This window comes from Lentzea kentuckyensis (genome assembly GCF_002150765.1).
In the GTDB taxonomy this organism is placed as follows: Bacteria; Actinomycetota; Actinomycetes; order Mycobacteriales; family Pseudonocardiaceae; genus Lentzea; species Lentzea kentuckyensis.
This window is the reverse complement of record NZ_MUYM01000063.1, coordinates 1,484-28,276: the sequence shown is the minus strand read 5'-3', so window position 1 is coordinate 28,276 and position 26,793 is coordinate 1,484. Positions and strand designations below refer to the sequence as shown.

Sequence of the window (26,793 nt, the reverse complement as noted above, 5' to 3'; positions counted from 1 at the left end):
CGTTGTAAAGACCGAGACTTCCCGGTACTTTTCCCGGTACTTTTCGAGGAGGCTGCGTGGCCACGCTCAAGGACGTCGCCCGCCTGGCGGGCGTCTCGGTGAAGACCGTGTCGAACGTGGTCAACGGCTACTCGTTCGTCAAACCGGACAACCGCGCCCGCGTCGAAGCGGCCCTGCAAGCCACCGGCTACCGCCCCAACCTGGGCGCCCGCAACCTGCGCCGCGGCCGCACGGGCTTCATCGCCCTGGTGCTCCCCGAACTCTCCATCCCCTACTTCGCCGAACTGGCCGGCCTCGTCATCGCCGCCGCCCAGGAACACGAGTGGAACGTGCTCATCGAGCAGACCTTCGGCACCCTGGCCGGCGAACGGTCCGCCCTGGCCTCACTGGGCCCGCACCTGGTCGACGCCGCGATCCTCAGCCCGGAGGCGCTGCAGGTGGACGACTTCCAGCTGTCCGTCCCCGCCGTGCTGCTGGGCGAGCACGCCGTCGACGTCCCGATCTCCCGCGTCGGCATCGACAACGTGGCCGCGGCCAAGGCCGCGGTCAGTCACCTGATCTCGCTGGGCCGCAAGCGAATCGCCGCGATCGGCGCGCATCCCCAGCGCGGTACCGCGGCCCTGCGCCTGGAGGGCTACCGAGCCGCCCTGGCCGAGGCGGACCTGGAGTTCGACCCCGCGCTCGTCGTGCCCGCCCTGAACTACCACCGCGCGGACGGCGCCGCCGCGATGAAGTCGTTGCTGGACATGCGAACCCCACCCGACGCCGTGTTCTGCTTCAACGACCTCCTGGCCATCGGCGCGATGCGCGCCGCCGCCGAACGTTTCGTGCGCGTGCCCCATGATCTGGCCGTGGTCGGCTTCGACAACAACGAGGAAAGCGTCTACAGCTCGCCTTCCCTGACCTCGATCGCCCCCGACAAGGCCGCCATCGCGTCGGCCGCCGTCGACCTGCTGCACGCGCGCGCCGGCTCGCCCGACCTCGTGCTGGACGACGTGCAGACCCCGTTCTCCCTGCTGGTCCGGGAAAGTACCGTGACGCGATGAGGGTGACGTTCGGCCAGGACCACATCGCCTTCGCGGGCTACGAGTTTCCCTGGGCCAGCGTGCATCCGCACGGAGTCGTGCCGGTTTCCTCGATCCGTGACGCCTATGTCGCGGTGGGGCCGCTCGAGGTCCGGACGCACGCCGGTGAGACGTTGTTCCTGCCTTGGGACGATCGGGACGGCTTGGCGGAGTTCTGCCGGCGGCACGACATTGCGCTGGTGCGGCGCCTGGACGTGTGGGGCAACCTGCTGGACCCGTTCCTGGACACGGAGTTCTCCGATGCGGAGGTCGCGGCCACCGATGCCCGGTTGCGCGCGGTGGGGTTGTCACAGGAATCGATCGACGCGACCCGTGCCCGTGTCGGTCCGCTGATGCGGTCGTACAACTTCGACAGCATGCTGTGGGAGTGGGGCCACCTCGGGTTGTTCGACTTGTTGAAGGCCATGAACGGCACGCTCGTGGACCCCGCGCTGCCGGTCGCGCTGGGTGATCTCGACGAGGTCTACCGGTGGGCGATGGAGATCGCCGACTACTCCCGCGCGTAGGCGTCGTACGCGGCCTGGTCGAACAGCACGAACCTCACCAGCTCGACCGGCGCGTCCGCGGTGGCGGCACGCGCGATCCTGGCGGCGTCCTCGACCGGCCAGCGGTAGATGCCCGTGGAGATCGCCGGGAACGCCACCGTCCTGGCGCCGAGTTCAGCCGCCACCCGCAGCGAGTTGCGGTGGCAGTCGGCCAGGAGTTCCTCGCGGTTCTCGGTGGCCGACCAGACCGGGCCGACGGTGTGCACGACCCAGCGGGCGGGCAGGCGGCCCGCGGTGGTGGCGACTGCCTGGCCGGTCTTGAGGCCGCCGCCGTAGTGGCCCGCGCGCAGTTTGCGGCACGCGGCCAGGATCTCCGGGCCGCCTTTGCGGTGGATCGCGCCGTCCACGCCTCCGCCGCCGAGGAGGGACGAGTTGGCGGCGTTCACGATCACGTCGACTTCCTGCTCGGTGATGTCGCCGAGGACGTACTCGATGGTGGCCACGTCGTCGATTGGATCACGACGGCGGACGGGAGGCCACGCCGGTTGGTGCGGGCGGGGCCTCCTCGCCGCGTCACGAGAGCGGGCACGTCGACACGTCGGCCGGCCGGGGCAGGGTCGCGGACTTCGGCGGCGCCACCCCGTCCAGCCACCGCTCCAGCGCCACGAACGCCGCCCGGTGGCACGGCGCGAGCGGCCGCAACCGGTCCGGATACGCGTCGACCAAGCCGTCCACGTGCGTGCCCTGCTCGACGCGGTAGTACCGGTGCAGCCGATCGGGCGTCATCGCCGCGTACACGTCCGAGTCCTGGCTGATCGGCAGCAGCACGTCGTACGTCCCGTGCACGGTCATCAGTGGCCGCTTCACCTTGCCCGTCAAGTCGATGCGCGACACCGAAGGCCCGGCGATTCGACGCCGTGCGGCATACGAGTAATCCGCGTCGCAGGATGGTGTTCCCGAGGCGCAGAAGGGAACGCCGGCCTCCAAGGGGCCGTCGAACGACGGGTCGAACTCCTCGCGGTAGATCCGCTGGGTGAGGTCCCAGTAGTAGCGGTAGTGGTAGTCCCAGAGGAATTCCGTGCCCGCCGGGAAGCCGGCCGCGACCAGCTGGGCGTGTGCCTCCTGGCTGCCCGCGAGGTAGGCGGGGTAGGCGCGCAGCACGGGTGGCAGGAAGGTCAGCGGGTTCGGGCCGTCGACCGTCCACAGTGTCCCCTCCCAGTCGACGCCGCCGTCGTACAGGAAAGGGCGGTTCTCCAGCTGCCAGCGGACCAGGTAGCCGCCGTTGGAGATGCCGGTGGCGATGGTGCGGCGCGGGGCGTGGCCGTAGCGGCGGGTGACCGCTGTGCGGGCGGCGGTGGTGAGCTGGGTGAAGCGGTGGTTCCACTCCTCCATCGCGCGGCCGTCGCGGTAGAACTGGGCACCGGTGTTGCCCTTGTCGGTGGCGGCGAAGGCGTAGCCGCGGGAGAGGACCCAGTCGGAGATGGCGCGGTCGTTGGCGTACTGCTCGCGCACGCCGGGGGCGCCGGTCACGACCAGGCCGCCGTTCCAGCGGTCCGGTAGGCGCAGCACGAACTGGGAGTCGTGTTGCCAGCCGTGGTTGGTGTTGGTGCGCGAGGTGTCCGGGAAGTAGCCGTCGATCTGGATGCCGGGGACGGCGGCGGGCACGGGCAGCGCGGCGCTGGTGAGGCCCGCCCAGTCTGCCGGGTCGGTGTGGCCGGACAGCGCGGTGCCGGTGGTGGTGAGGTCGGCCAGGCGGGCGAGTTGCTGATGTTCGGCGCCCGGCACGGTGACCGCGGCGGCGGGCGGGGTCAGCGCGAGTACTAGTACCAGCGGGAGCAACATAGCTGGTCAAGCTAGCGATGGCGGCCTCTCGGCGACATGGTCGCGTCCCACACAAGGCCAGCTTTGAAGGTGGTGAAGCCGAACAGGTCGAGCACTCGGCGCACCTGGGGCTGGGTGTGGTGGAGGTTGAACGACTTGCCGTTGTAGTGCGCGGCGCACAGCAGGAGCAGGAGGCTGCGCAGGCCACTCGCGGACAGGAAGGTCACCTCGGCCAGGTCGATGGACACGCCGTCGGTCGTGCTGTCGGTGATGCCCGGGAGCACCGCGGCGAACAGCAGGTCGCAGGTCGTGATGTCCATCTCGCCGTTGCAGGTGGCCACGAAACGGGTGCCGGCGCGTTGCGTCCGCACGGCGAACGGGCTGGTCTCACAGCCGGTCATCGGATCTCACCTCGTCGAAAGGGAGTTCACTTCACCGCACCGCGAGGCCCGAACGATAGCAGCGGAAACGAAGGCACGGCCCGGAAAACGAAGTGCGTCAACGTGACCGCAGGGTCTGCGACGGCGTGACTCCGTAAACGGCGCGGTAGTGAGCGGCGAAGACACTCGGACGGGCGTAACCCCACCGGGCGGCGATCGCCGTGACGGACCCGTTCGCGGCGCGCAGATCGGCGTCCGCAGACGAGAGGCGCACACGCCGGAGGTAGGCCATCGGCGTCGTGTCGAGGTGACGGCGGAACGCGAGCTGCATCGCGCGGATGGACACGCGTGCGGCGCGCGCGATGTCGGCGGCGGTGATGTCTTTGGCGGCGTTGTCCTCGATGAACGCGACAGCTCGCCGCACGGTCCGGGGGTGCGCGTCGCGACGTTCCGCCGCTGTCCAGCCAACGAGCGTGCTGTTGGGGAAAGTCGCGAGTGTGGTGGCCACCAACAGCCGTGTCGCGTTCGCCATCACAAGCGGGTTGTCTTCGAACACCGGCAGTATTTCATCTTGCAGGTGTACGCACGTCGACCGCCATGCAGCAGCTGCGCGAGGCGAGAGAGGGCGGCAGCCTTCGAAACGGACGCCGTCGGCGACCTCGTCCAACACGGCCTGGCCGAACACGACCATCGACGCCTGCGGGTCCTGGGCTCCCGCCGTGAAAGGACGGCCGGGAGGGACGGTGAGGAACACTTCACCGGGAGCCATGAACCGGTCCTCACGGTCGGAGGTGTACCAGACCCGCCCGGACGTCAGATGCCCGAAGACGTAGTCACTGATCGGCTCACCAGACGCCTCGAACCCCATGTGACCGCCGAACCGGTCGAACCGGACCGGACCAAGCATCCGGGAGGCCAACCGCAGCACCGAACTCCAGTCACCGCTGGTGAATCGCAGCCGCGCGTACACCGAGCTGATCACCTCGTACGCCGCGTCCAAGCCTGTCACTTCGACGACCTGCTCCACCTGCTGCACGATCCTCGCCCGTTCGTGCGGCGTCCATCACCAGAACGGCGGAACGCCCTGACATCGCAGAGCGTTCCGCCGGTCAGCGAATCAGATCCGAACAACCCAGGCGCGCACCAGCGTGGCCAGTGCCGCCTGTCCCTGCTGGTTCGGGTGGAACACGGCTTCCGGCCCCTCCTGCCCCGGCGCCAGCGCGTCGAACCCGCGCAGGAACGGCGTGCCCGCCTCGCACAGCGCGTGCCCGTCGAAGGTGCCGGGACGCGAGAACGGGCTGGCGAACGTGACGGGCACGTACTTGCGCGCGGCCGCGGTCACCGCGGAGCGCAGCGTGGCGTCGAGGCCGTCAGCCACCTTGTTGCCCTCAAGGCGTTCCGCGGTGGTGAGGACGCCGTCGCCGCAGATCGGGTCCAGCGTGGCGCCGGGAGGGTTGTCCGAAGTGGACACCTGACGGCCGTAGCCCACCACGACGATGCGGGCGTACGGGCTGCGCTTGTGGATCTCGGTGAGCAACCCGGTGACGTTGCTGCCCATCTGCGGCAGCCTGGCCAGGATCGCGTCGGTGGGCGCGCCGGTGCAGTCCGCCTGGATGCAGGTACCACCGTAGGCCGCGTAGTCGATGTCGTTGGTGCCCACGGTGAGCAGCACGAGATCGGTGTCGCGCTTCAGAGCGTCGAGCTGGGCAGGGCGGTCCTTGAACGGACGGGAGAGGTCGGCGGTGGCGGCGCCGCTGCAGCTCACGTTCGTGACCGAGCCGAGCCTGCCCGCGGCGCGCAGGCGGGCGGCCACCAGTTCGCCGTAGGAGTTGTTGCTGCGCCAGCAGTTGCCGGCGGTTCCGTCCTGATAGGCGCCGGCGCCCGTGCCGGACGCGTAGGAGTCGCCGAGCAGCACGAGTGACGTGGAGTGCGCCGCGTTGGCCGTGGGAGCGATCCCAAGTGCGGCCAGAACAGCAGTGAGGACAACGATTGTTCGTTTCACAAAACCCCCAAGGTCGATGTTCCCATCCTGCCCCAGACACGCCGCGGTCCGCCGCCGAACGGGACAGCCCATGTGACAAACCCCGGTGCGGATGGCACGATCCGCTCGAAGTTCGTCATCAGGGGGAACAGTGAGATCGTCTGGCAGATCCCGGCGTGGCGCCGGGGCACTGGTCGCTGCGCTCGTCGCAGGACTCGTGGTGGTCGTACCCGGCACCGCGCACGCCGCTCAGCAACCCAACGGGGTCATGCCCCTCCCGGTCAGGTGGGTCACCACCGACTCCAGGCAGCCGCACGAGGAGATCACGACCGGCGGGACGCGGGTCGGGGCCTGGCGGGACGACAAGCTCCACCTCGGCAAGTCCTACCTCATCTTCGACATCTCGCGGTTCAAGGGCACGCAGCTGTTCACCGCGAACCTGCGCACGCCGGAGAAGTTCGCGAACGACTGCTCCAAGCCTCGCTCCACGCAACTGTGGGTGGTGGCGCCGCAGGACAGGATCACCTGGGCTGATCAGCCGGACGAGATCACGAACGTCGCGCCGAACGCGGTCCCTGACCAGAACTGCGTCTCGCAGGCGGTCACCTGGAACGTCGTCGAGCCCGTCAGGCAGGCCCTGGAGCAGGGCCGGACGACGATCACGTTCGCCCTCCGGATCGCCGAGCAGTTCCAGGGCGACGTCGAGTACGGCCGCACCTACGACCCGACCGGCAGGCTCAACGCGACGTTCAACACGCCGCCCGGCACGCCGACCGACCTGAAGATCGACATCCACAACTGCACCGGCGGCACGCCCGTCATCCCCAGCCTCACGCCCCGCGTCAAGGCGACGCTGCACGACGCCGACCCGGACCCGACCGGCGGTGTCCGCGGGCGGATGGCGTTCTGGCCGGTGAACGCACCGGAGCAGCGGGTCGAGGTCGAGGCGCCGTACGCCCCCACCTCGATCGACACGTTGTTCCCCACCGGCCTGGTCCAGGACGGCGGCACCTATGCCTTCGCCGTGCGCACCGAGGACGGCTTCACGAACTCCGAGTGGTCCGCGCCGTGCCAGTTCACCGCTGACGTCACCGCCCCGGCCACCCCGCCGGCGATCTCCTCGACCACCTACCGGGAGAACGGCGGCCCGCCCGGCGACGGCGGCGAGGGCATGCCGGGTGACTTCACCTTCAGCGCGAACGGCGTGCAGGACGTCGTCGCGTTCGAGTACGAGGGCCTCGGCATCCCGTCCGGCCGCGTCAACGCCGACGCTCCGGGTGGCAGGGCCACGATCACCGTCGCGCCGACCACCGACGGTCCCGTCTCGATCCAGGTCCGCAGCCTCGACCGCGCCGGCCTCCGGTCGCAGACCTCGACCTACCGGTACTGGGTGCGCACGTCCAGGCCGTGGGCGCAGCTCCCGCTGTTCGAGGTCGGCACGCCCGGCGAGGTCGTGTTCAACGCCAGCCAGGACGGCGCCACCCGGTTCGTCTTCCAGCTCGACGGCGGCCAGGAGCAGACGGTGCCCGTCGGCGAGGACCGCAAGGGACGTCACACGTTCCTGTTCGCCGAGCCGGGCCGGGAGTACCACGCCCTCAAGGCCTGGACGGTCAACGACGCCGGGACGAAGTCCGGCGTGCTCAACACGAGCTTCTACGTCGACCAGCTGCGGCCGTACGTGGACGTTGACCCGTGGGACGGCATCGTCGGGCAGAAGCGCACGATCACCGTGGAGCCCAACAGGGACGGTGTCGTGTCCTACGTGTACAAGATCGGCGACGACCTCGAGCGGCAGCTGCCCGCGGCCGCGGACGGATCGTTGACGTTCGAGCACACGCCGACGGCGAAGGGCGACTTCGAGGTGCTGGTGGCGAGCATCAACGCGGCCGGCGTCCGGTCCGGCTGGGGCGACAGCGCGATCGTCGCCGAGACACCTCCGCCCGTCGTCACCAGCAACGACTACAAGTACGAGCCGGCCGGTGCTCCTGGCACGCCCGGCACGTTCACGTTCTCGTCGCCGCGGATCCCGGTCGTGTCGTACAAGTACAGGTTCGACAACGAACCGTGGCAGGACACCACGGCCACGCAGATCCAGTGGGTGCCGAAGAAGCCCGGCTACCACTACCTGAACGTGCGCGGCGTGACCTCGAGCGGCGTCGAGACCGACGAGCAGTCGTACATGTTCCAGGTGAAGCCGTTGCCTCCCACCGTGACCAGCCCGCAGTTCCCGGACGGCGGACCGGTGACGGCCCGGCCGGGTCAGCCGGTCGAGTTCGTGGTGACGCCGGCGCTGCCGGGGTCGACCGAGGTGCTGTGGGCGATCTCCTTCGGCACTCCGACGGTCGTCCCGGTCGGTGAGGACGGCAAGGCGCGCTTCACCTACACGCCCGCCGGGTCGTTCGAACTGACGGTGTCGAGCAGGACGCCGGACGGCACGGTGTCCGGCGACGTCAAGCGCACCTACTCGGTGCCGACCTCGTGACGACGGTGGCCCGCCGGTGTTCGCCGGCGGGCCACCACCCGTCAGGCCGAGGCCAGCACCGAAGCGATCTCCTCCAGCAGCACGGTTTTACGCGAGTTCGGCAGGAACGACGCCAGCACGGCGTTCTCCGCCAGCCGAGCCACGTCCGCCGGTCCGAGATCGAGCGCCGACGCCACCGCCAGGTACTCGCCTTCCAGCGTGGCACCGAAGAACGGCGGGTCGTCGGTGTTCAGCGTGACGACCACGCCCGCGGCGAGCATCTGCCGCACGGGATGCGCCGAGATCGACGCCACCTGCTGAGTGCGCACGTTCGAGGTCGGGCACACTTCCAGCGGAATCCCTTTCAGCGCCAGGTGCTCCAGCAGCGCCGGGTCCTCGAAGCAGCTCGTGCCGTGCCCGATCCGCTCGGCGCGCAGGTCCCGCACCGCCGCCCAGACAGTCTCCGGGCCGGTGGTCTCCCCCGCGTGCGGCACGGAGTGCAGGCCCGCTTCCCTTGCGGTGGCGAAGAACGGCGCGAACTGGGTGCGGCCGACGCCGGCCTCGGGCCCGCCGAGCCCGAACGAGACCAGCCCCTCGGGACGTTCGGTCAACGCGAACGCCAGCGTTTCCCTCGCCCCGGCAAGGCCCTTCTCGCCCGGGATGTCGAAGCACCAGGCCAGGTCCACCCCCATCGCGGCGGCGCGGGACCGTCCGGAGGCGAGCCCGGCGAGGAGCTCGTCGCCGGACATGCCGTCCAGCAGGTGGTTGTACGGCGTCACGGTGACCTCGGCGTACCGGACGTTCTGCGCGGCGAGCTCACGGGCCAGGCCGACGACGAGGGTGTGGATGTCGCGGCGACCCTTCAGCATCGACTGGACCGCCCAGTACACCTTCAGGAAGTGGTCGAAGTCCCGGAACGTGTAGAACCGCGCCAGCTCGTCCCGGTCGGTCGGCACACCGGCCGACGGGTGGCGGCGGGCGAGTTCCAGGACGGTGTCGATGCCGGCCGAGCCGACGAGGTGGACGTGCAGCTCGACCTTCGGCAGCGCGTGGATGAACGAACGCATGGCAAAGCTCCCTGCGAAAGCGTGATGGGTGACGGGACGGGAACGGTGGCGACTCAGGGAGCGAGGTCGCCGCGTTCGGTGTCAGCGCCGTAGAGCGGCAGCTTGAAGTCCGGCACGCACTTCAACCTAGCACCGTGGCACTAGTAGGTTGTCGCGGCCTAGTTGTGCTCCCGGTTGTGGATGAAGGGACCCTTCATCCACCTCAGGTCGATGAAGGGTCCCTTCATCCACGGGGCAAGCGCCAGAACTAAGCCGGGACGCGGTACTAGGCAGCCGGTCAAATGCGGTGGACCGCTTTCCGTCGCGCTGATTTCCTGGCCGGGTGAAGGCGGAGGACGTACTCGGCATCCTGGCGGCACTCGACGGCGCCGACGTGTGGATCGGCGGCGGCTGGGGCGTCGCCGCGCTGGTCGGCGAGGTGCTTCGTCAGGGGCACGATCCTCGGCACGACCGTGCCGTGCCTGTCCGCCGAACAGCAGCTCCACTTCCACCAGGGCTACGAACCGCGCGAACGCGACCTGCACGACCTGGAGCTGCTACGACGTCTGCCGCGTCCATCCCTCGACCCGAGTCCGAAAAACTCGGTGGCGGCCGGGGTTAGCGTGGTTCGGGTGAAGGGATTCAACCCGAGTTTCGGTTCCGAAACGGCGAAGACCTACGACAACTCGCTCCGCGGCGACGAAGCCGACACCGTGCGGTTCCTCGGGAGATTCGGCACGACGGCACTGGAGTTCGCGATCGGCACCGGCCGCATCGCGTTGCCGCTGGCCGAGTCCGGTGTCGCGGTGGACGGCGTCGAGCTCTCCCCGGACATGGTCGCGAGAATGCGCGAGAAGCCCGGCGGCGCGGACATCGACGTGACGATGGGCGACATGTCGAAGGTCGGCACCGGACGCACGTACTCGTTGGTGTACCTGGTCTACAACACGATCTGCAACCTGCTCACCCAGGACGACCAGGTCCGTTGCTTCGAGAACGCGGCACGCCACCTCGAACCCGGCGGCGTGTTCGTGATCGAGAGCGGGCTGCCGGCCTGGGCGGCGCGGCCACGCCACCAGTTCATCGACGTGGAGACGCTGGAGATCGACCGCGTCGGGTTCGACGTCAACCGGTACGACCCGGTCACCCAGATGCTCGACGAGAACCACGTGGAGATCAGCGCGGACGGCATCCGGTTCGGCCCGATCCGGCAGCGGCTGACGTACCCGGCGGAGTTCGACCTCATGGCACGCATCGCGGGGCTGCGGCTGCGCGACCGGTGGGGCGGCTGGAACGACGAGCCGTTCACGGCGGACAGCAGGCGGCACGTGAGCGTGTACGAAATCGCCGCGTAACGTTATTCCACGACGACCCGAGTTCCTCTGTGTCCACTCTGGCGGCACGGAGGAGGCGACGATGATCGCGGTCGTTCCGGTGAAGTACGCGGACACGGACAGCGTCTGGTCGCGCGAACAGTTCGAGAACTGGATGCGCCCTGGCATCAACCACAGCCTGGGCGACTTCTGGTGGCGCAGCTCGCGCGGCCTGTTCGACGTGAGCAGCCAGGTGTACGACCCGGTCGTGATCCCCGACCCCGGCACGGTGACCAACGACGGCCGGGGTCCCTTCCAGGACGCGGTGGTGAAGGCGGCCACGCAGGTCGACTGGGCGCACACGGACGTCCTGCTGATCTGGTGCGCGCGGCCGACCGGCTGGTGGGGCGGCGGCGAGGTGTGGGTGCCTGGGCCGGACGGCGGGCAGAAGCTGATCAGGGCGACCGTGGTCGACTCGATCACGCCGTTCGACGCGGCGTGCCAGGAGCTCGGCCACGGCTTCGGCCTCGACCACGAGCTCGACGCCGCCGGCGCGAAGTACAGGTCGCCGTACTCGGCGATGAGCTCCCGCAGATACGGTTCGAAGAAGGCGAGCTGGATCCGCAAGTCGGTGGCGGAGCTGCCCGATGGCGGCCTGAACAAGGAACCGCCGTTCGCGAACATACCGGCGAACCTCATCGTCGGACCGCTGGTGCCGGGCGCGCACCTGTACCGCGATCCGCGGTTCCGCGACAGCTCGTCGGTGGTGAACGTCCGCGACCTGCCCGCGAAAGTCCGGCTGTACAAGCCCGACTACATCTCGCCGGGCTCCGGCAGACCGGTGATGATCGCCGTGCCGTCCCAGCGCCGCGACGGACGGGTGTTCTGCGTGGAGGTGCGCCGCGCGAAGCAGGACGCCTACGACCAGGGGATCACGAACGAAGGTCTGGTCGTGCACTCGCTCAACCCCGACGGCCTTGTCCGTTACGACGGCGCGGCAGGCCTGGAGCTCACCGACTGGCCCTGCGCGGCGGGTGATTTCTCGTTGCGGCTCCACGGGGTGACCGACGACTACGTCGACGTGGAGGTGCGGGCGGGCTCGGTGATCTCGTTCCCGATCCGCGGTGTGCTGCTGACCGGCGGGTTCCGCACGCAGCACGAGCTCAACACCATGTCCCACGACGACATGCGCAACACGCTGATCGTGTGCATGGCCTCGCTCAGCAAGCAGAACGACTACCAGCGCTTCGACAACGACACACTCGCGGGCATGGGCGCGGTCATGGTTTTCCTGCGCCGCAACGGACTCCGCGACGACGCGGCGCTCAAGAGCATGACGGCCGACGACCAGCGCAACGTGGCGATCGTCGAACTCGACGCGCAAACCGGTGCCGGACAGGCGTTGCAGGGCTTCACGAACCTGCAGCTGGCCCAGATCGCGCTGGGCAGCGACCTCGCCACCCGCGGCCGACGGCCGGGTTCGACGCCGTTCTACGTCCGGGGCGTGCTGCTGGCCGGGCGGTTCCGCAGCCAGCACCAGCTCAACACCATGTCCCGCGACGACATGCGCAACACGTTGATCGTGGTGATGACCTCGCTGAGCAACCAGACCAACTACCAGTCCTACAGCGACGCCGACCTCGCCGGGGTGGGCGCGGTCATGGTGTTCCTGCGGGAGACCGGGATCCGCGACGACACGTCGTTGCGGAAGATGTCCGCGGACGACCAGCGCAACGTGGCGATCGTGGAGCTGGCCGCCCAGACCAACCGCAACCTGCAGGGGTTGGGCAACCTCGACCTCGCGCTGACGGCGCTAGGAGTTGAACGCTTCTAGGGCTTCGGCCTTGATCTGCTCGAACTGCGCGGCCATCGCCGCGGAAAGGGCCTGGGCACCGGACAGCGGCCGCACCATCACGGTGAACTCGTCGATCAGCCCGTCGGCGTTCAGGTGCAGGAAGTCGCAGCCCTGGATCTCCTTGCCGCCCACCTCGGTCCGGAACACCAGCGCGTGGTTCGGGCCGTCGACGATCACGCGCTCGTAGCGGAAGTTCTCGAACACCCTCATCACGCCGCGCAGGATCGCGGCGGTGATCGGCTTCCCGGGGTACGGCGCGAAGGCGACGGGGCTGGTGAACACCACGTCGTCGGCCAGGCAGGCCGCCATGGCGTCGGTGTCGCGCGCTTCGACTGCCTTGCGGAATGCGTCCACTACCGGCCCTCGCATACTCAACTTGTTGACTAGGTCGATGCACCGTAACCTGGGATGATGTCGCTGCGCAACGCCGTGATGGCCGCCTTGCTCGACGGAGCGGCGTCCGGCTACGACCTGGCCAAGGCGTTCGACGCGTCCGTGGCGAACTTCTGGATGTGCACGCCGCAGCAGCTCTACCGCGAGCTGGACCGGATGGAGGCCGACGGGCTGATCGAGGCCAGGACGGTCGAGCAGGAACGCCGGCCGACCAAGCGGCTGTTCTCCCTCACCCGCCAGGGTCTGGAGGCGTTGAGCGAGTTCACCGCCGAGCCGCACAAGCCCACCGCGATCCGCGACGAGCTGCTGGTCGCGGTGATGGCCGCGGAAGCCGGTGACGTCGAGGCGGTGAAAGCGTCACTGCGGGAACGCAGGCAGTGGGCCGAGGCGAAGATCACGCGGTACGAACGCCTCCGGGCCAAGCTGCTCGACGGGCGCACCGAAGAGGTGTTCCTGGAGACGGCCGAACGCGTCGGGCCGTACCTGACCTTGTTGCGCGGCTTGTCGTTCGAGCGGGACAACGTGCGGTGGTGTGCGCGCAGCCTCACGGTGCTGGAGCGGCGTGGTGCGCGGCTCGACACGCCGGGGTGAGGTTGAATCGGGTCCATGAACGGCATTTCGGTGTTGCAGGAGGCTCTCAGCGCACCCGCGGAAGAGGCGCGCAACCGGTTCGCGGGGCGGCTCAACGGCTACCTCGACGGGTCCGACGTCGTGCACGCCGTACGGCTGCAGGGCTGGCTCGGCCTGGAGGTGCCCGGCCCCGGCTGTCACGTCGGCACGGGCAGCTGGGACTTCACCCGCTTCAAGGCGACGACCTCACCGGTGACGTGCGGGCGGTGCCGGTCGGCCGGACTGCTCACCAGCTCGTTCACCGGCGGCCCGCACCAGCAGACGCTGGACCTCGAAGGGATTTGAACCGTGGGACCGGAAGATTCGTAGCGCTGGTTTCTTTCGTTCTGCCAGTTAAGCTCTGTTCGTGACCCTGCCACCTCTGCCGCTGCGCCGTGCGCGCTGTGCGGCTGTGGGCGTGGTCACAGGAGCACTCGCGGTCCTCGCGCACTCGAGCGCGGACGGTCATCTGCCGGACGCCGGACTGCTCTTCTCGCTCGTCGCGTTGCTGACGTGGGCGTGCGCCGGGTTCGCCCGGCACGAGCTCACCCCCGGACGGCTGCTGGTGCTGGTCGGCGGTGGCCAACTGGCGATGCACTTGATGGTGTCGCTCGCCATGTCCCGGCACGCGCACGCGCCGGACCCGTCACGCATGCTCGCCGCACACGTCGTGGCAACCCTTCTGACCGTGGCGGTGCTCGCCGTCGCCGAACGCACCGTCCTCACGGTGGCCCGCGCGATCGCGTCAGTGCTCCCCCGCAGGCTCACTCCCCTGCCCGCCACGGCACCCCTGGTCGTCGCGACGTCTCGCCGTGTGCCGACCACGATCGTCTTGCTGGACGTGCTGTCGTGGCGCGGTCCTCCGGCTGAACAGGTCTGAATCCCCTTCACAGGGCCGCTTCTTGAGCGGTCCTGCACCTGTTCACGCCCATCTGGAGTGCCCCGATGACCACCACAGCCGATACACCCACCACAGCAGCTCCGCCACGCACGTCGTTCGCGTGGCGGGGGCTCTTCCTGCGCCTGCACTTCTACGCCGGCGTCCTCGTCGGCCCGTTCGTCCTCGTCGCCGCGCTGACCGGCGTGCTCTACGCCCTCACCCCTCAGCTGGAGTCCTGGGTCTACTCCGACCAGCTCCGTGTTCCTGTTTCCGCGCGACAACTCCCGCTCTCGCAGCAGATCGACGCCGCGGTCGCGACCTCTCCCCAGGGCTCGCTGGTCGCGGTGCGCCCGGCTCCCGAACCCGGCGACACCACCCGTGTGCTGTTCGCCGAGAAGGGCCTCGGCGAGTCCGAACGCCGCGCCGTCTTCGTCGATCCCGGCACCGGCCGCGTCACCGGCGATCTCGTCGTCTACGGCACGAGTGGCTCGCTGCCGTTGCGGATGACGCTGAGCCAGTTGCACCGCAACCTGATGCTCGGCGAACCCGGCCGCCTCTACAGCGAGCTCGCGGCTTCCTGGCTGTGGGTGGTCACTTTGGGCGGGCTCGTGCTGTGGATCAGCCGGGCTCGCAAGAGCAAGCGCATCCGCACGCACGGCCTGATCGGCGTGTGGGCGCTGGCCGGCGCGCTGTTCCTGTCCGCCACAGGCCTCACGTGGTCCGCGTACGCCGGTGAGAACGTCGCCACGCTGCGCCAGGCCCTCAACTGGACCACGCCGTCGCTGAAGATCCCCACCGGCGGTGGCGACCACTCCGAACACAGCTCGCACACCTCCAGCGACACCAGCTTCAGCGATGTGGACACGGTGCTCTGGGCGGCCCGCACCTCGGGCATCGACGCCAAGCCCGTCGAGATCGGCCTGCCGGCCGAACCCGGTGGCGCGTGGAAGGTCGCCGAGGTCGGCCGCGGCTGGCCCACGCAGGTCGACTCGGTGGCGATCCAGGACGGCGCCGTGGTCAGCTCGGTGAACTTCGCCGACTACCCGCTCGCCGCGAAGCTGACCAGGTGGGGCATCGACGCGCACATGGGCGTGTTGTTCGGCTGGGTCAACCAGCTGGTCCTGCTGCTTCTCGGCGGCGCGCTCGTCTGGCTGGTGGTGCTCGGCTACCGGATGTGGTGGAAGCGCAGGCCGACCCGCGGCTTCGGCCGTCCCACGCCGCGTGGCCAGTGGCGCAAGGCCCCGCCCGCCGCGCTGGTCGGACTGGGCGCCGGCACGCTGCTCGTCGGGTGGTTCGTGCCGCTGCTCGGGATCAGTCTCGTGGTCTTCCTGGTGGTCGACGCCGTGCTCGGCAGGCGCGCGAAGGCCGCCTGACCCATCGGATCGGTGTGGCGCGCGGGCTCGCGCCACACCGTCCACAGTGGACAGGGCTTGCTTGACCTGGACATTTACGGCATATTTACGCCTAGGTGTGCCGGGAAGCCTGGTCGGCCCGCACGTCACAACTGGTGACGGCGGTGAGCTGACGAGGGACGCGCAGATGACGTTACTTCCCCACGCCATTCCGCTGATCCATGATCCCCAAGTCGTGCACGCGCTGGCTGCTCGCTGGCGGCGCACCAGGACGTTGCTGATCCTCTCCGCCGGCGTGCTGCCCGTCGCGATCGGCATCGTGTGCATCGTGCTCGCCGGGATGACCTCGGCCGGGCAGCGGATCATGCCGTGGTGGTCCGCGATTCCGGCCGTCGCCGCGGCCGCCTGCGCGTGGGCGTTGCTGAGCTGGTTGCGCCGCAACGGGTTGAGCGACCCGCACTCGTGGCTGCCCGCCACCACCCTGATGACCGGCGCGCAGCTCGTGCTCGGCGTGCTGCCGGGCTCGGGCATCGCGTTGCGGCTCAGTCCCGGCGCGGCCGTCGCGGTGAAGGCGTTGTGCGCGGCGGGAGTGCTCGGCGCGGGCTCGGCGTCGTGGCTCGCCCGGCTGGCCCGGCGCTCGTTGCTGGCGGCTCCGGTGCTCGAACTCGGGTCGACCGCGTTCCCGCTCGTGCTGGACGGCCTCGGTGCACGTGTCGTGATCGGCACCGACCGCGTCGACTGGACCACGCGGTCCGGCGGCCGGCTCGACGTCGGCGTGGCGTTCGCCCGCATCCAGCGCGTCACCACCGAGTCGAACGCGCTCGTGCTGCACACCACGTCCGGTTCGTGGCGGGTCCCGGTCTCCGATCCGACGACCGCCCACGCGTTGTTGCGCCGGCGGCTGGCGTGGTGGGAGGAGCTGAACACGGCCGCCGAGGAGCGCGAACGCCGCCGCTACCTCGAACTGGTCAGGCTGCTCGCGGCCGTGAGCGGCGAGGCCACCCGCGGCGGCGTCACCGTGACCGTCGACTCGAACGGCGTCACGACGGGTGTCTCGCTCACCCCGGCCGTCCGTGAGCTCGGCCCGGACGAGCTCGCCGCACACCTGATGGCGTGCGTGGACAAGGCCCGGACGGACGCACGCAGGCAGGTCCAGGACCTCGTGCTGGATCACGCGTCCGGCCTCGAAGTCAGCCACTAGTCGGTTGTCCCCCACCTCCCGGGCTGCCTAGGTTCGGGCTGGAACATCGGGAGATGGGGGACGACGTGCGCAGACGTGACTTCCTCGCAGCGGCGGCCGGGGTCGCCGCCGTGGTGGCCAATCCCGCGAGTGCGCTCGCGGCGACGGAACAAAGACCAGGCGCCACCGGACCGCCAGACCTCAACCTCGGCGATTTCCCCGTCGTGGCAAGGGTTCGGGCCCGCAACGCGCTGAGGCACCTGAAAGTGCTGAGCGAGCAGATCGGCCCGCGGATCGGTGGCACCGCGTCCGAGCACCGGGCCCGCGACTACCTCGTCCGTGAGCTCAAGGCGTTGCGGTACCAGGTGACGACGCAGCCGTTCACCGTGCCGGACAAGTACCTCGCCGACCTGAAGGGACTCGGGCAGGCCGGCGCGTCCCGGTTCGGTTCGCTCGGCGTGACGGTCACGGCGCCGTTCGTGGAGGTGGTCGACGGGCAACTGCCGGACCTCACCGGCAAGATCGCGTTCTACGTCAACGCCCCCACCGGCTCGGCGCACGTGCACGCGGCGATCGAACGCGGTGCGGTGGCGGTGGTTCTCGGCCGGATCTCGGCCACCGCGAGCAAGTCCAGCGCGTTCTCGCCGACCCTGGACCGCAACGTCGCCGTGCCCGTCATCGGCCTCGCCCAGGTGCACACGGAGAAACTCCGCGCACAGGGTTCCGGTGAGCTGACGATCAGCACCACACACCACCCGAACCTCACGTCCTACAACGTGATCGCGGACCGCCCGTCGACCTTCCCGTGGCGCGACAACGGGGTCGTGATGGTGACCGCGCACTACGACAGCGTGCCGGGTTCGCCGGGCGCCAACGACGACGGCAGCGGAACCGTGCTGTGCCTGGAACTGGCCCGCGTGTTGCGTTACCTGCCGACGCACAAAGCAGTGCGGTTCGCGTTGTGGGGCTCGGAGGAACAGGGCCTGCTCGGCTCGCGGCACTACGTCTCGCAACTCCCGCCAGAGGAGATCGCGCGGATCAAGGGCGTGTTCCAGAACGACATGGTCGCCACGAGCCACGACCCCGCCACCGCGTACTGGCTGCTGTCCGTCGACGGCGCCGACAACGCGACGACCGCCGGCGTGCGGGCGGCGGCCGGGCGGCTCGGCTACGACCCGCGGGTGCACGGCCCGGTGGCGCGCGGGTCGAGCGACCACGTGCCGTTCCACGAGAAGGGCATGGCGTCGGCGAACTTCAGCTGGCGCGGCGAGGGCGGGCCGGCCCAGCTGGAGCCGATCTACCACACGCCGGAGGACACGATCCGGGACAACATCAGTCTGGAACGGCTGCAGGTGTCGCTGGAACTGATCGGCGCGGCCGCCTACCGGCTGGCCACCGAGCGTTAGACACCAGGAGCGGTGAGTTCGCCGAGCATGCGGTGCCGCAACCACTCGGCGAACTCGTCCGCCGGCAACGGCTTGCTCAGGCAGTACCCCTGCACGATGTCGCACCCGAGCGCGGCGAGCGCGGCCCAGGTCTCCTCGTCCTCGACGCCCTCGGCGACGACCTCCAGCTCCAGGTTGTGCGCGAGGCCCAGCAACGAGCGGGTGATCGCGCCGCTGGACGCGTCGGTGCGCATGTTCGTGGTGAAGGAGCGGTCGATCTTCATCTCGTGCACCGGCATCGTGCGCAGGTAGGCGATGGACGAGTAGCCGGTGCCGAAGTCGTCGATGGACAGGCGCACGCCGAGTTCGCGCAGGCGCAGCAGGACCTCGCTGGCGCGGTGCGGGTCGGCGATGATCGCGCTTTCGGTGATCTCCAGGGTCAGCACCTCTGGTGGGCGGCCGTGCTGCTTCAGCGCGGTCGCGACCTGGTCGGGGAACGTCAGGTCGTGCAGGCACTGGGCGCCGACGTTGACCGAGATCGGGACGTCCCAGCCGGTCAGGTGCCAGGCGTGGCACTGGGCCAGGGCGTGGTCGAGCACGTACTGGGTCAGCGGCTCGATCAGGCCGGTCTCCTCGGCGGCCGGGATGAACCGGTGGGGTCCCAGCAGGCCGAGGCGCGGGTGCTGCCAGCGGCACAGGACCTCGGCACCGCAGACGGCGCCGGTGCGCACGTCGGCCTTGGGCTGGTAGTGCAGCACCAGTTCGCCGTGGTCGATGGCGTGCCGCAGGTCGCTGATGACGGTGAGCTGGGCGGCACTCTGGTCGTCGCGGCAGGGGTCGTAGACGGACGTGCCGAGGCGGGCGCGCTTGGCCGCGTACATGGCGATGTCGGCGTGCTTGAGCAGCTCGTGCGCGTCCGAGGAGTCGTTGGGGTACAACGCCACGCCGATGCTGCAGCCGACGTCGACCGATAATCCGTCCAGGTCGACGGCTTCCTCCAGCGCCCGGTGCACGCGCTCGGCGACGATCAGCGCGTTCGCGGCCGTGTTCACCGACGGCAGCAGGACTGCGAACTCGTCGCCGCCGAGCCGGGCCACCGTGTCGACGTCGCGGACGGCGCCGGTCAGGCGGTTCGCGACGTGTTGCAGCAGGCGGTCGCCGAACGCGTGGCCGAGGGTGTCGTTGATCGGCTTGAAGCGGTTGAGGTCGATCAGGAACAGGCCGAGCGGGTCGCCCATCTGGTCGGAGAGCCGGATGGCCTGCTGCGTGCGCTGGGTGAGCAGGGTCCGGTTCGCCAGACCGGTCAACGCGTCGTGCGACGCCTCGTGCTCGCTCTTGGCGGCCTGGCGCAGAATCTTGCGGCGGTGCCCGAGCAGGACCACACCGCAGAGCCCGACCAGGCCGAGGTCGATGACGAACGCGACGAGGGCGGCGAAGCGGAGGCGGCCGTTCTGCGTTTCCGCTTCCCGCAGGTACTCGGTGGTTTCCAGGCGTTTCAGCTGCACGACCGTGGAGAGCTGTTTGCGCAACGAGACCAGCGTGAGCTCGGCCTGGTCGGCCTTCTGGAACGCCACGGTGGCGTCGCCGCGGTCGCTCGCCACGACGGTTTCGCGGAGCAGGGTCGAGTAGTCGCCGTAGAGATCGCCGACGATCGTGGCGGCGCGGACGTCGGCGGGTCCGCCGTTGTCGCGCAGCCAGTGCAGGCTCTCGTCGGCGGCACCGGTGGCGTTCGTGACGGGCCGGCGCATCACCGGTGCGCCGGAGCGCAGGTAGTCGTGGAGGGCGTGGTCGGCGACGTCGATGTTCTGCACCACCAGACCCCAGCGGTCGCTGATCTGGTTGAGCTCGTGCAGGTGCGTGGCCGCCCGCTGCATGCTCAGGCTGGTCCACAGCGCAAGACCCGCCAGCGCGGCGAGGCCGATCGTCAGGCTGACGACGGTCGTCTGCGCGGTGGTGCGGGCCTCGACCCAGTTGGACAGCATCCAGGACGCCTCACGTGGGATATCGCTTTCCGGCGAAGGTGCTATTGGTACGCAGCCAAAGGATCGCACGCAAGCCGACACCTCGGTCGCCATGCACTAGCCTCTGACGCTTCCAAACGAACAACTGATAGGGCTGCCCCATGATTCGCGTCGCCCATCTCGCCCTACCTGCGCTTTTGCTAGCGGTGGCGGGGGTGAGCGGATGCGGCGCGGGGAAGACGTCCGATGAACCGCCCACCATCGGGTTCGTCGCGCAGAACAACAGCCGCGACTTCTCCAGGGAGATGAGCGACGGGTTCCGGGCGGGCGCGACCATCGCGGGCGGGGTCACGGCGGAGGTCACCGGGCCGGACACGCACGACGGCCTGAAGCAGATCGAACTGCTCAAGGACCTGGCCACGCGGGCGAAGGGCGGGATCGGGCTGTCGGCCGTCGCGCCGGAACTGGTCGCCGAGCCGATGGCCCAGGTGATCGGGCAGGGCATCCCCGTGATCGCGATCGCGGGCGGCCAGGTCGCGCCGGGCAGCGGGGTCAAGTTCATGATCGAGAACGACAGCTTCGCGATGGGCAGGCTGCTCGCGGACGCGGCGGCGGACAGGCTGGCGCCGGACAGCGGCGGCGAGGTCATCATCGGCAGCAACTCCCCCGCGATGCCCGCGCTGGACCAGCGGTCGCTGGGCATGCGGGCCCGGCTGCTCGAACGGATGCCGAAGCTGCAGGTGATCGGGCCGCTGGACACCGGGCGCGACCAGCCGGCGAACCTCGCGACGTGGCAACGGCTGGCCGACGCGAACCCGGACGCCGTCGCGCTGCTGGGCGCCGGCGACGTCGACGCCATCAACCTCGCCGCCGTGCACGCCGAGAAGAACGCGAAGTGGCTCGCCGGGGCGTTCAGCGTGGATCCCAAGGCGCTGCAGGGCGTCAAGGACGGGCACCTGTTCGCGACGGTGTCGGCCGAGCACTTCCTCAAGGGCGCGGTGGCCGGGTACATGCTCGCCCAGCACGCCAAGTCCGGCCGGAAGTTCCCCGAGGGCTGGTTCGTCGCGCCGGGACTGCTGGTGCAGTCGTCCAACGTGGACGAGATCATCCGCCGCCAGTCGAGCGAGGCGAACCGGCTCGAGGCCGCGCGGCCGCAGATCGACGCCCTCACCGCGGATCCGACGAAGTACCTGCGTCCGCTGGAGCAGGCAAGGTGAACCCATTCCCACCTTGGAGGCCGCATGATCAACCGAAGGACACTCACCAAATCCCTCGGCGCCGCGATAGCAGTCTCGGCCACTGCCACCATGCCCGCCACGGCTGACACCGACTCAGCTGGCACCGACTCAGCTGGCACCGACTCGGCGCGCCGCCGATACCTGATCCGCGGTGGCGCTGTCGTCACCGTCGACCAGGCGCTCGGGGTGTTACCGCGCGCGGACGTCCTGATCGACGACGGCAGGATCAAGGCCGTCGGACGTGATCTCGGCGCCCGCGGCGCGAAGATCGTCGACGCGACCGACATGATCGTCCTGCCCGGTTTCGTCAACACCCACCACCACATGTGGAGCGCGCTGGGCCGCAACTTCGTGGCCGACGGTTTCCCGTACTTCGCGGCGAAGCGGGCGACGTCCACCTTGTACACCGCCCAGGACGTCTACCGCAGCGTGCTGCTCGGGCTGGCCGAGCTGGCGAACGCGGGTGTGACCACCGTGCACAACTGGTCGAACAACACCCGCTCCCCCGCGCACGCCGACGCCGAACTCCGCGCGCATCGCGACGGGTTGCTGCGCGCCCGGTTCTCCTACGGCCACGTGGACCAGATGTCGCGGGACATGCCGATGGATCTGACGGACGTGGATCGCGTGCGGCAGCAGTACTTCGGTGGCGGGACGGCGTTCGACGGCCTGGTGCACCTGGGCATCAACGTCCGCGGGTTGTCGCAGAGCAACGAGTCGGCGTTCTTCGCGGACATGGAGGCGGCGCTGGGACGCGGCCTGCCGATCGCGATCCACGCCGGTCAGGCACCGCCGCGCACGGTGGACGCCGCCGACTACGAACGACGCGGGTGGCTGGGGCCCAAGACGTTGCTGTGCCACTACGTCACGGCGCTGGACAGCGACATGGAGATCATGGCGCGCACCGGTACGCCGCACAGCTGGTCGCCGCACTCCGAGTTCCGGCTGGGCACCGCGGGTGATCCGCGCGACGCGTTGCTGCGGTTCCGAAAAGCCGGCGTGCCGTCGTCACTGTCCTCCGACGCCACGTCCATCGCGCCGTCGGACATGTTCGAGGCCATGCGGCTCGTCTGGAACACCGGAATTCCGTGGCAGGGCACGCCTTCCACGGGTCTGCCGGAGATCGGGTTCCACGACGTGCTGGAGATGGCGACGCTGAACGGCGCCCGCGCGCTGGGCCTCGGCGACGTCACCGGGTCGATCACGGCGGGCAAGCGGGCGGACGTGATCCTGGTGCGCACCAACGACATCAACCTCGCGCCCGGCGGGTTGTTCGAGACGACGCTGGTGCAGGCGGCGACCCCGGCCAACGTGGACACCGTGTTCTCGGACGGCCGGATCGTGAAGCGCGGGGGTCGGTTGATCGCCTACGACGTGGACCGGATCGTGCGGGATGCCAAGACTTCCTCACTTCGCATCCGCACGGCGGCCGGCGGGATCCTGACGCCTCCGGTCGGCTGAGGGCAACCGGGGGCGTTCAGCGGCTCGCGTCGGTCACCGCGCGGGTGAACGCCTCCGGCGCCTCCTGCGGCACGTTGTGCCCGATGCCGTCGAGGATCCGGTGCTCGTAACGTCCGGTGAAGCGGTCGCGGTAGCCCGCGCCGGACTTGTTGGGCCCGTCGAAGTCGCTGGCGATCGTGATCGTCGGAACGCTGATCGTGGGCCTGGTCTGCAGCTTGCGTTCGAGACCGTCGTAACGGTGCTCGCCCTCCGCGAGTTCGAGGCGCCAGCGGTAGTTGTGGATGACGATCGCGACGTGGTCCGGGTTCTTCCACGCGGTGGCGCTCCGGGCGTAGGTGGCCTCGTCGAAGCTCCACTGCGGTGAGGCGAGCTTCCAAATCAGCTTGTTGAACTCGTAGGTGTTCTGCGTGTAGCCCTTCTCGCCGCGCTCGGTCGCGAAGTAGTACTGGTACCACCAGCCCAGTTCGGCCTGCGGGCTCAGCGGTTCCCGGTTCGCGGCGAGGCTGATGATCAGGTAGCCGCTGACCGAGACCAGCGCCTTGACCCGGTCCGGCCAGAGCGCCGCGGTGACGCACGCCGTCCGCGCGCCCCAGTCGAATCCGGCGAGGGTGGCCTTGCGGATCCCGAGCGCGTCCATGAACGCGATCAGATCACTCGCGACGGCGGCGGGCTGGCCGTTGCGCATGGTCCTGGCGTGCAGGAACCGCGTCGGGCCGTAGCCGCGGAGGTACGGGATGAGCACCCGGTGACCCTGTGCGGCGAGTGCCGGTGCCACGTCGACGAAGCTGTGGATGTCGTACGGCCAGCCGTGCAGCAGGATCGTGACGGGGCCGTCCGCCGGGCCCAGCTCCGCGTAGCCGACGTCCAGCAACCCGGCCCTGACCTGCTTGATCGGCCCCCACGCGGGAGTGCTCGCGGTGGCTGGTCGTGCGACGAGGGGTGCCGCCATGCCCGCCACGGCCAGTGCCTGGGAGAACTGTCGCCTGCTGATCATGGCTTCGACGGTAGGACCGAGCTTTCCTCGTTCGCGCCCGTCAGGTGACGGTGGCTTCGTACGTCACGAGGGCTTCTTTGAGCTCCGCTCGCGCCGTGACCCCGAGCTTGGGGAAGATCCGGTGCAGGTGCGTGCTGACCGTCCGGTGCGAGAGGTGCAGCCGCTCGCCGATCTCCTTGTTGGTCAGCCCGTCCGCCGCCATGCGCGCGATGGTCAGCTCGTGCTCGGTCAGCTCACCGGTGCCGTTGCGCGACTCGCCGGACGCCCGCAACTCCTCGTGGGCCCGTTCCGCCCAGTCCTTCGTGCCGAACGCCTCGAACGCCTCTTTGGCCGCTCTGAGGTGCGGCCGCGCCTGGGCCGCCTTGCGCTGCCGGCGCAACCACGCCCCGAACGCCAGCTGCGTCCGCGCCCGGTCCCACGGAGAGCCCTGGTGGTCGAGCGCGGCGGTGAACAGTGCCTCGGCCTCGTCGTCCCCGGCCAGCAAGGCCCGCGCGTACCGCAGCCCCGCGGCGAGGGCGGGCGAACTGGTGGCGGTGTCGAGCTCCTCGACGATCTTGCCGGCCTCGTCCGCGTTGCCGCTGCGAGTGGCCGCCTCGACGAGTTCGGGCAGCACATACCGCCGCAACGCCAGCTGGTAAGCGGGATCAGCCGGATCGTGGATGCGGCGAACGACGGCGAACGCGTCGGCGTACCGGCCTTCTCCCAACGCGGCAAGGCTTCTGGCCAGCTGGACGGTGGCCAGCACGGGCCGGGCGCCGGCCGCGAGCCCGATCCGTTCGGCTTCGGCAGCTTTGCCGGCGGCCTGCTCGTAGTCGCCTTTCAGCGCGGCGATCTCGGCCTGCACGGCCGCGGCCAGACCGCGCATGTACGGCTGCCCGGTCTCCTCGGCGAGCGCGGCGGCTTCGGCTGCGGCGGGTTCGGCTGCGGTGATGTCGCCTAGGCGGGTCCGGCTCCAGGCTTCGACGGCGAGGGCGCGGGTGAGGAGTCCGAACTGGCCTTGAGCACGCAGACCTCTTTGTGCGGCAACGGAGAACCGGACGGAGTCCGCGAACGCGCCGACTTGGAGTGCGGCACTGCCGAGCAGCCGGAAGGTGGCGGGGTCGTCGAGCGGCACGGCATCGCCCGAGACCCGGCCGTCGCGTGGCAACGCCGCAGCCAGACCATCGCCTTCCGGCGCCACAGCCAGACCGTCTGATGGCGACGCCCCAGCCCCACCGTCACGCGGCGACGCCCCGGCCCCACCGTCACCCGACAACGCCGCACCCCGGCCGTCTGGCAGCGGCGCCGGGGCCCGGATCACCCGCAGGCCCGCCACCACCGCGTCGCCCTGCCCCACCGGGCACACATACGCCGTCATCGCCAGCATCCGCGGGTCCTGCGGGTCGATCGGGAGTCTCCGCGCCACCGACGCGATCCGTTCCCGGACCGCCGCCCCCGGCTCCACCCAGAAGCACCGCATCGCGACGCTCCAGAAGATCCTCATCCCCAGCTCGATGTCGCCGTCGCCGACCACGGCCTCGGCCAGGCCGACCAGCTCTCCCGGCCCGGCCTCGCCCTCCCCCACACCGTCGTCGAACGTCGTGGGCAACCACGTCACCAACGCCCGTTCACGCGCCGTCAGGTCCAGCCCGCGCACGTCCAGCAAGATCCGCTCGACGTCGTCGCGCCGGCCCGCTTCCGCCGCCAGTTCGGCCGCGCGAAGAAGTCGCCGGGCCCGCTCGCGACCGTCGCCGAGCCGCGCCGCCCGTTCCAGCGCATTCACCGCGGCCGCCGCGCCGCCCCGCCGCAGCGCCCGGTCCGCCGTCTGTTCCAGCAGACCGGCGACCTTCTCGTCACTGCCCTGCGTGGCACCGGCGAGATGCCACGCCCGCCGGTCCGGCTGATCCGTCGCGGCCGCCAGCTCCCGGTGTGCCGCCTGAACCTGAGCCGCGCTCGCCGCCCGCACGACGGCGGACCTGATCAACGGGTGCCGGAACCGTCCTTCTCGCACCAGCCTGGCGTCGACCGCCGGACCCAGATCGACGTCGGTGACCCCGCCCAGAGCCAGCATCAGCAACGCCGTCCGGACCTCGGCGGGCAGTGTCGCGAAACGTGCCGCGAACGTGTCCTCCAGCGAGTTGCCGCCGAAGGGCAGTTCGGTGAGCGCCAACGGGTTCCCGGCCGCCTGGGCGAGCACGCGCGACCGGTGTTCGGTGTCCAACTCGGGCGCGACCGCCGTGAGCAACGCGTCAGACTCGTTGGCGGCCAACGGTTCCAGCTCGATCGTGGGCACGCCCGCGAACACCGGCTCCCGCGCTGTCACCACGAGCGCGGCACCGGTCAGCCGTCGTGCCACGAAGCCCAGGACGTCCTGGCTCGCCCGGTCCAGCCAGTGCGCGTCGTCCACCAGCACAACGGCCGAAGCCTTGTTCAACAGGTCCAGGGCGGCGAGCCCGACGAGGTGCACCGGCGGCGCGGGCCCGTCGGAGAGTCCGAGAACGACCTCCAACGCGGCCCGTCGCACGTCCGGCAGGGCGGACAGGTCGAGGAACGGGTGCAACGCCTGGTGCAGTCCGGCGTAGGCCAGGTTCTGCTCGGCCTCGACGCCGACCACCAGGTGGCCGTCGAGACAGGACAACAGCGCCGACTTCCCGAGGCCGGGCTCGCCCACGATCACCAGCGCCCCGCCGGATGCCGCCACCGCGGCCAGCCGTTCCCGTTCCCGTTCCCGCCCGACCAGCGACACCCGCCCGACACCCCCGTTGAACCGTATGGACCAAGAGTGTCAGAAAGTCCAGACGGCGCGCTTGCCCGGCCCCACCACCAGAGTGAACGCACCCAGCCGCTCCGCACACAACAGCGTCAGAAAGTCCAGACCGCGCGCCTGCCCGACCCCACCACCAGCATGGACGCACCCAGCCGCTCCGCACACAA

23 protein-coding genes and 1 pseudogene are annotated in these 26,793 nt (G+C 69.9%); 14 read left to right on the top strand and 10 right to left on the bottom strand.

Annotated elements, in window-relative coordinates; genetic code table 11:
• Positions 1–56 precede the first annotated feature (56 nt).
• A complete protein-coding gene (locus tag B0F77_RS27945; protein ID WP_086665976.1) occupies positions 57–1,046 on the top strand; it encodes a LacI family DNA-binding transcriptional regulator in 990 nt (329 codons plus the stop codon).
• On the top strand, positions 1,043–1,591 hold the full coding sequence (locus B0F77_RS27940; RefSeq protein WP_143466939.1) for a hypothetical protein: 549 nt from the start codon (positions 1,043–1,045) through the stop codon (positions 1,589–1,591). Before B0F77_RS27945 ends, B0F77_RS27940 begins: the two co-directional genes overlap by 4 nt.
• Here the strand turns inward: B0F77_RS27940 and B0F77_RS27935 are convergent.
• The 5 genes from B0F77_RS27935 to B0F77_RS27915 all read right to left on the bottom strand — a co-directional run bounded on the left by B0F77_RS27935 (position 1,576) and on the right by B0F77_RS27915 (position 5,773).
• Complete coding sequence (locus B0F77_RS27935; protein WP_086665974.1) at positions 1,576–2,073, bottom strand: O-acetyl-ADP-ribose deacetylase; 498 nt, start codon at positions 2,071–2,073, stop codon at positions 1,576–1,578. The two genes, B0F77_RS27940 and B0F77_RS27935, sit on opposite strands and share 16 nt — an antisense overlap.
• A 70-nt stretch (positions 2,074–2,143) precedes the next feature.
• Positions 2,144–3,412, bottom strand: a complete 1,269-nt coding sequence (locus B0F77_RS27930) for a prolyl oligopeptidase family serine peptidase (protein ID WP_086665973.1) — start codon at positions 3,410–3,412, stop codon at positions 2,144–2,146.
• Between the two features lie 11 nt (positions 3,413–3,423).
• Positions 3,424–3,792 (bottom strand): STAS domain-containing protein, encoded by a 369-nt coding sequence (locus B0F77_RS27925; protein WP_086665972.1) that lies wholly within the window; start codon positions 3,790–3,792, stop codon positions 3,424–3,426.
• A gap of 97 nt (positions 3,793–3,889) precedes the next feature.
• The gene (locus B0F77_RS27920) at positions 3,890–4,780 is read right to left on the bottom strand and encodes a helix-turn-helix transcriptional regulator (protein ID WP_143466938.1); all 891 of its coding nucleotides are present in this window, start codon (positions 4,778–4,780) and stop codon (positions 3,890–3,892) included.
• Positions 4,781–4,888: 108 nt separating this feature from the next.
• Positions 4,889–5,773 (bottom strand): SGNH/GDSL hydrolase family protein, encoded by an 885-nt coding sequence (locus B0F77_RS27915; protein ID WP_158102844.1) that lies wholly within the window; start codon positions 5,771–5,773, stop codon positions 4,889–4,891.
• 130 nt (positions 5,774–5,903) lie between these two features.
• Between B0F77_RS27915 and B0F77_RS27910 the strand changes: the two genes are divergently transcribed.
• Positions 5,904–8,234, top strand: coding sequence for a hypothetical protein (locus tag B0F77_RS27910; protein WP_143466937.1), 2,331 nt, complete (start codon positions 5,904–5,906; stop codon positions 8,232–8,234).
• A gap of 41 nt (positions 8,235–8,275) precedes the next feature.
• Here B0F77_RS27910 and add read toward each other — a convergent pair whose 3' ends face one another.
• Complete coding sequence (gene add, locus B0F77_RS27905; RefSeq protein WP_086665968.1) at positions 8,276–9,280, bottom strand: adenosine deaminase; 1,005 nt, start codon at positions 9,278–9,280, stop codon at positions 8,276–8,278.
• A gap of 322 nt (positions 9,281–9,602) precedes the next feature.
• Between add and B0F77_RS50925 the strand changes: the two are divergent.
• The 3 genes and pseudogenes from B0F77_RS50925 to B0F77_RS27890 form a co-directional block, all read left to right on the top strand.
• Positions 9,603–9,707: pseudogene (locus B0F77_RS50925) on the top strand (nucleotidyltransferase domain-containing protein); the annotation flags it as partial.
• A gap of 25 nt (positions 9,708–9,732) precedes the next feature.
• Complete coding sequence (locus tag B0F77_RS27895) at positions 9,733–10,614, top strand: class I SAM-dependent DNA methyltransferase (RefSeq protein WP_245848730.1); 882 nt, start codon at positions 9,733–9,735, stop codon at positions 10,612–10,614.
• 61 nt (positions 10,615–10,675) lie between these two features.
• A complete protein-coding gene (locus tag B0F77_RS27890; RefSeq protein WP_086665967.1) occupies positions 10,676–12,406 on the top strand; it encodes a hypothetical protein in 1,731 nt (576 codons plus the stop codon).
• Here the strand turns inward: B0F77_RS27890 and B0F77_RS27885 are convergent.
• Positions 12,386–12,781 carry a nuclear transport factor 2 family protein gene (locus B0F77_RS27885; RefSeq protein WP_086665966.1) on the bottom strand — a complete coding sequence of 132 codons (396 nt, stop codon included), beginning with the start codon at positions 12,779–12,781 and terminating at the stop codon, positions 12,386–12,388. The genes B0F77_RS27890 and B0F77_RS27885 overlap by 21 nt on opposite strands.
• A 57-nt stretch (positions 12,782–12,838) precedes the next feature.
• Between B0F77_RS27885 and B0F77_RS27880 the strand changes: the two genes are divergently transcribed.
• From B0F77_RS27880 to B0F77_RS27855, 6 genes are all read left to right on the top strand, one after another.
• On the top strand, positions 12,839–13,411 hold the full coding sequence (locus B0F77_RS27880) for a PadR family transcriptional regulator (RefSeq protein WP_086666074.1): 573 nt from the start codon (positions 12,839–12,841) through the stop codon (positions 13,409–13,411).
• A gap of 15 nt (positions 13,412–13,426) precedes the next feature.
• Positions 13,427–13,735 carry a hypothetical protein gene (locus B0F77_RS27875; protein ID WP_086665965.1) on the top strand — a complete coding sequence of 103 codons (309 nt, stop codon included), beginning with the start codon at positions 13,427–13,429 and terminating at the stop codon, positions 13,733–13,735.
• Positions 13,736–13,796: 61 nt separating this feature from the next.
• Positions 13,797–14,309: a hypothetical protein gene (locus tag B0F77_RS27870; protein ID WP_245848729.1), complete on the top strand. Its 513-nt coding sequence runs from the start codon at positions 13,797–13,799 to the stop codon at positions 14,307–14,309.
• A gap of 65 nt (positions 14,310–14,374) precedes the next feature.
• The gene (locus B0F77_RS27865; RefSeq protein WP_086665963.1) at positions 14,375–15,682 is read left to right on the top strand and encodes a PepSY-associated TM helix domain-containing protein; all 1,308 of its coding nucleotides are present in this window, start codon (positions 14,375–14,377) and stop codon (positions 15,680–15,682) included.
• 166 nt (positions 15,683–15,848) lie between these two features.
• Complete coding sequence (locus tag B0F77_RS27860) at positions 15,849–16,862, top strand: YbaB/EbfC family nucleoid-associated protein (RefSeq protein ID WP_143466936.1); 1,014 nt, start codon at positions 15,849–15,851, stop codon at positions 16,860–16,862.
• A 53-nt stretch (positions 16,863–16,915) separates the two neighbouring features.
• Positions 16,916–18,247 (top strand): M28 family peptidase, encoded by a 1,332-nt coding sequence (locus B0F77_RS27855; RefSeq protein WP_086665961.1) that lies wholly within the window; start codon positions 16,916–16,918, stop codon positions 18,245–18,247.
• On the opposite strand, the gene B0F77_RS27850 is transcribed toward B0F77_RS27855, so the two are convergent.
• The gene (locus B0F77_RS27850) at positions 18,244–20,208 is read right to left on the bottom strand and encodes a putative bifunctional diguanylate cyclase/phosphodiesterase (protein ID WP_143466935.1); all 1,965 of its coding nucleotides are present in this window, start codon (positions 20,206–20,208) and stop codon (positions 18,244–18,246) included. The genes B0F77_RS27855 and B0F77_RS27850 overlap by 4 nt on opposite strands.
• Positions 20,209–20,402: 194 nt before the next feature.
• Between B0F77_RS27850 and B0F77_RS27845 the strand changes: the two genes are divergently transcribed.
• Together B0F77_RS27845 and B0F77_RS27840 are read left to right on the top strand one after the other, a co-directional pair.
• Positions 20,403–21,404: a sugar ABC transporter substrate-binding protein gene (locus B0F77_RS27845; RefSeq protein ID WP_158102843.1), complete on the top strand. Its 1,002-nt coding sequence runs from the start codon at positions 20,403–20,405 to the stop codon at positions 21,402–21,404.
• A gap of 24 nt (positions 21,405–21,428) precedes the next feature.
• Positions 21,429–22,886, top strand: coding sequence for an amidohydrolase family protein (locus B0F77_RS27840; RefSeq protein ID WP_211294060.1), 1,458 nt, complete (start codon positions 21,429–21,431; stop codon positions 22,884–22,886).
• 16 nt (positions 22,887–22,902) lie between these two features.
• Here B0F77_RS27840 and B0F77_RS27835 read toward each other — a convergent pair whose 3' ends face one another.
• Complete coding sequence (locus B0F77_RS27835; protein ID WP_086665957.1) at positions 22,903–23,880, bottom strand: alpha/beta fold hydrolase; 978 nt, start codon at positions 23,878–23,880, stop codon at positions 22,903–22,905.
• Positions 23,881–23,920: 40 nt separating this feature from the next.
• Complete coding sequence (locus tag B0F77_RS50595) at positions 23,921–26,605, bottom strand: LuxR C-terminal-related transcriptional regulator (RefSeq protein WP_086665956.1); 2,685 nt, start codon at positions 26,603–26,605, stop codon at positions 23,921–23,923.
• Positions 26,606–26,793: the final 188 nt, after the last annotated feature.

Bases quoted from the DNA above. Each gene is read 5' to 3' on its own strand.
- B0F77_RS27940 (WP_143466939.1), top strand. From the start codon at position 1,043: ATGAGGGTGACGTTCGGCCAGGACCACATCGCCTTCGCGGGCTACGAG.
- B0F77_RS27930 (WP_086665973.1), bottom strand. From the start codon at position 3,412: ATGTTGCTCCCGCTGGTACTAGTACTCGCGCTGACCCCGCCCGCCGCC.
- B0F77_RS27925 (WP_086665972.1), bottom strand. From the start codon at position 3,792: ATGACCGGCTGTGAGACCAGCCCGTTCGCCGTGCGGACGCAACGCGCC.
- add (WP_086665968.1), bottom strand. From the start codon at position 9,280: ATGCGTTCGTTCATCCACGCGCTGCCGAAGGTCGAGCTGCACGTCCAC.
- B0F77_RS27890 (WP_086665967.1), top strand. From the start codon at position 10,676: ATGATCGCGGTCGTTCCGGTGAAGTACGCGGACACGGACAGCGTCTGG.
- B0F77_RS27880 (WP_086666074.1), top strand. From the start codon at position 12,839: ATGTCGCTGCGCAACGCCGTGATGGCCGCCTTGCTCGACGGAGCGGCG.
- B0F77_RS27875 (WP_086665965.1), top strand. From the start codon at position 13,427: ATGAACGGCATTTCGGTGTTGCAGGAGGCTCTCAGCGCACCCGCGGAA.
- B0F77_RS27865 (WP_086665963.1), top strand. From the start codon at position 14,375: ATGACCACCACAGCCGATACACCCACCACAGCAGCTCCGCCACGCACG.
- B0F77_RS27860 (WP_143466936.1), top strand. From the start codon at position 15,849: ATGACGTTACTTCCCCACGCCATTCCGCTGATCCATGATCCCCAAGTC.
- B0F77_RS27855 (WP_086665961.1), top strand. From the start codon at position 16,916: ATGGGGGACGACGTGCGCAGACGTGACTTCCTCGCAGCGGCGGCCGGG.
- B0F77_RS27850 (WP_143466935.1), bottom strand. From the start codon at position 20,208: ATGCTGTCCAACTGGGTCGAGGCCCGCACCACCGCGCAGACGACCGTC.
- B0F77_RS27840 (WP_211294060.1), top strand. From the start codon at position 21,429: ATGATCAACCGAAGGACACTCACCAAATCCCTCGGCGCCGCGATAGCA.
- B0F77_RS27835 (WP_086665957.1), bottom strand. From the start codon at position 23,880: ATGATCAGCAGGCGACAGTTCTCCCAGGCACTGGCCGTGGCGGGCATG.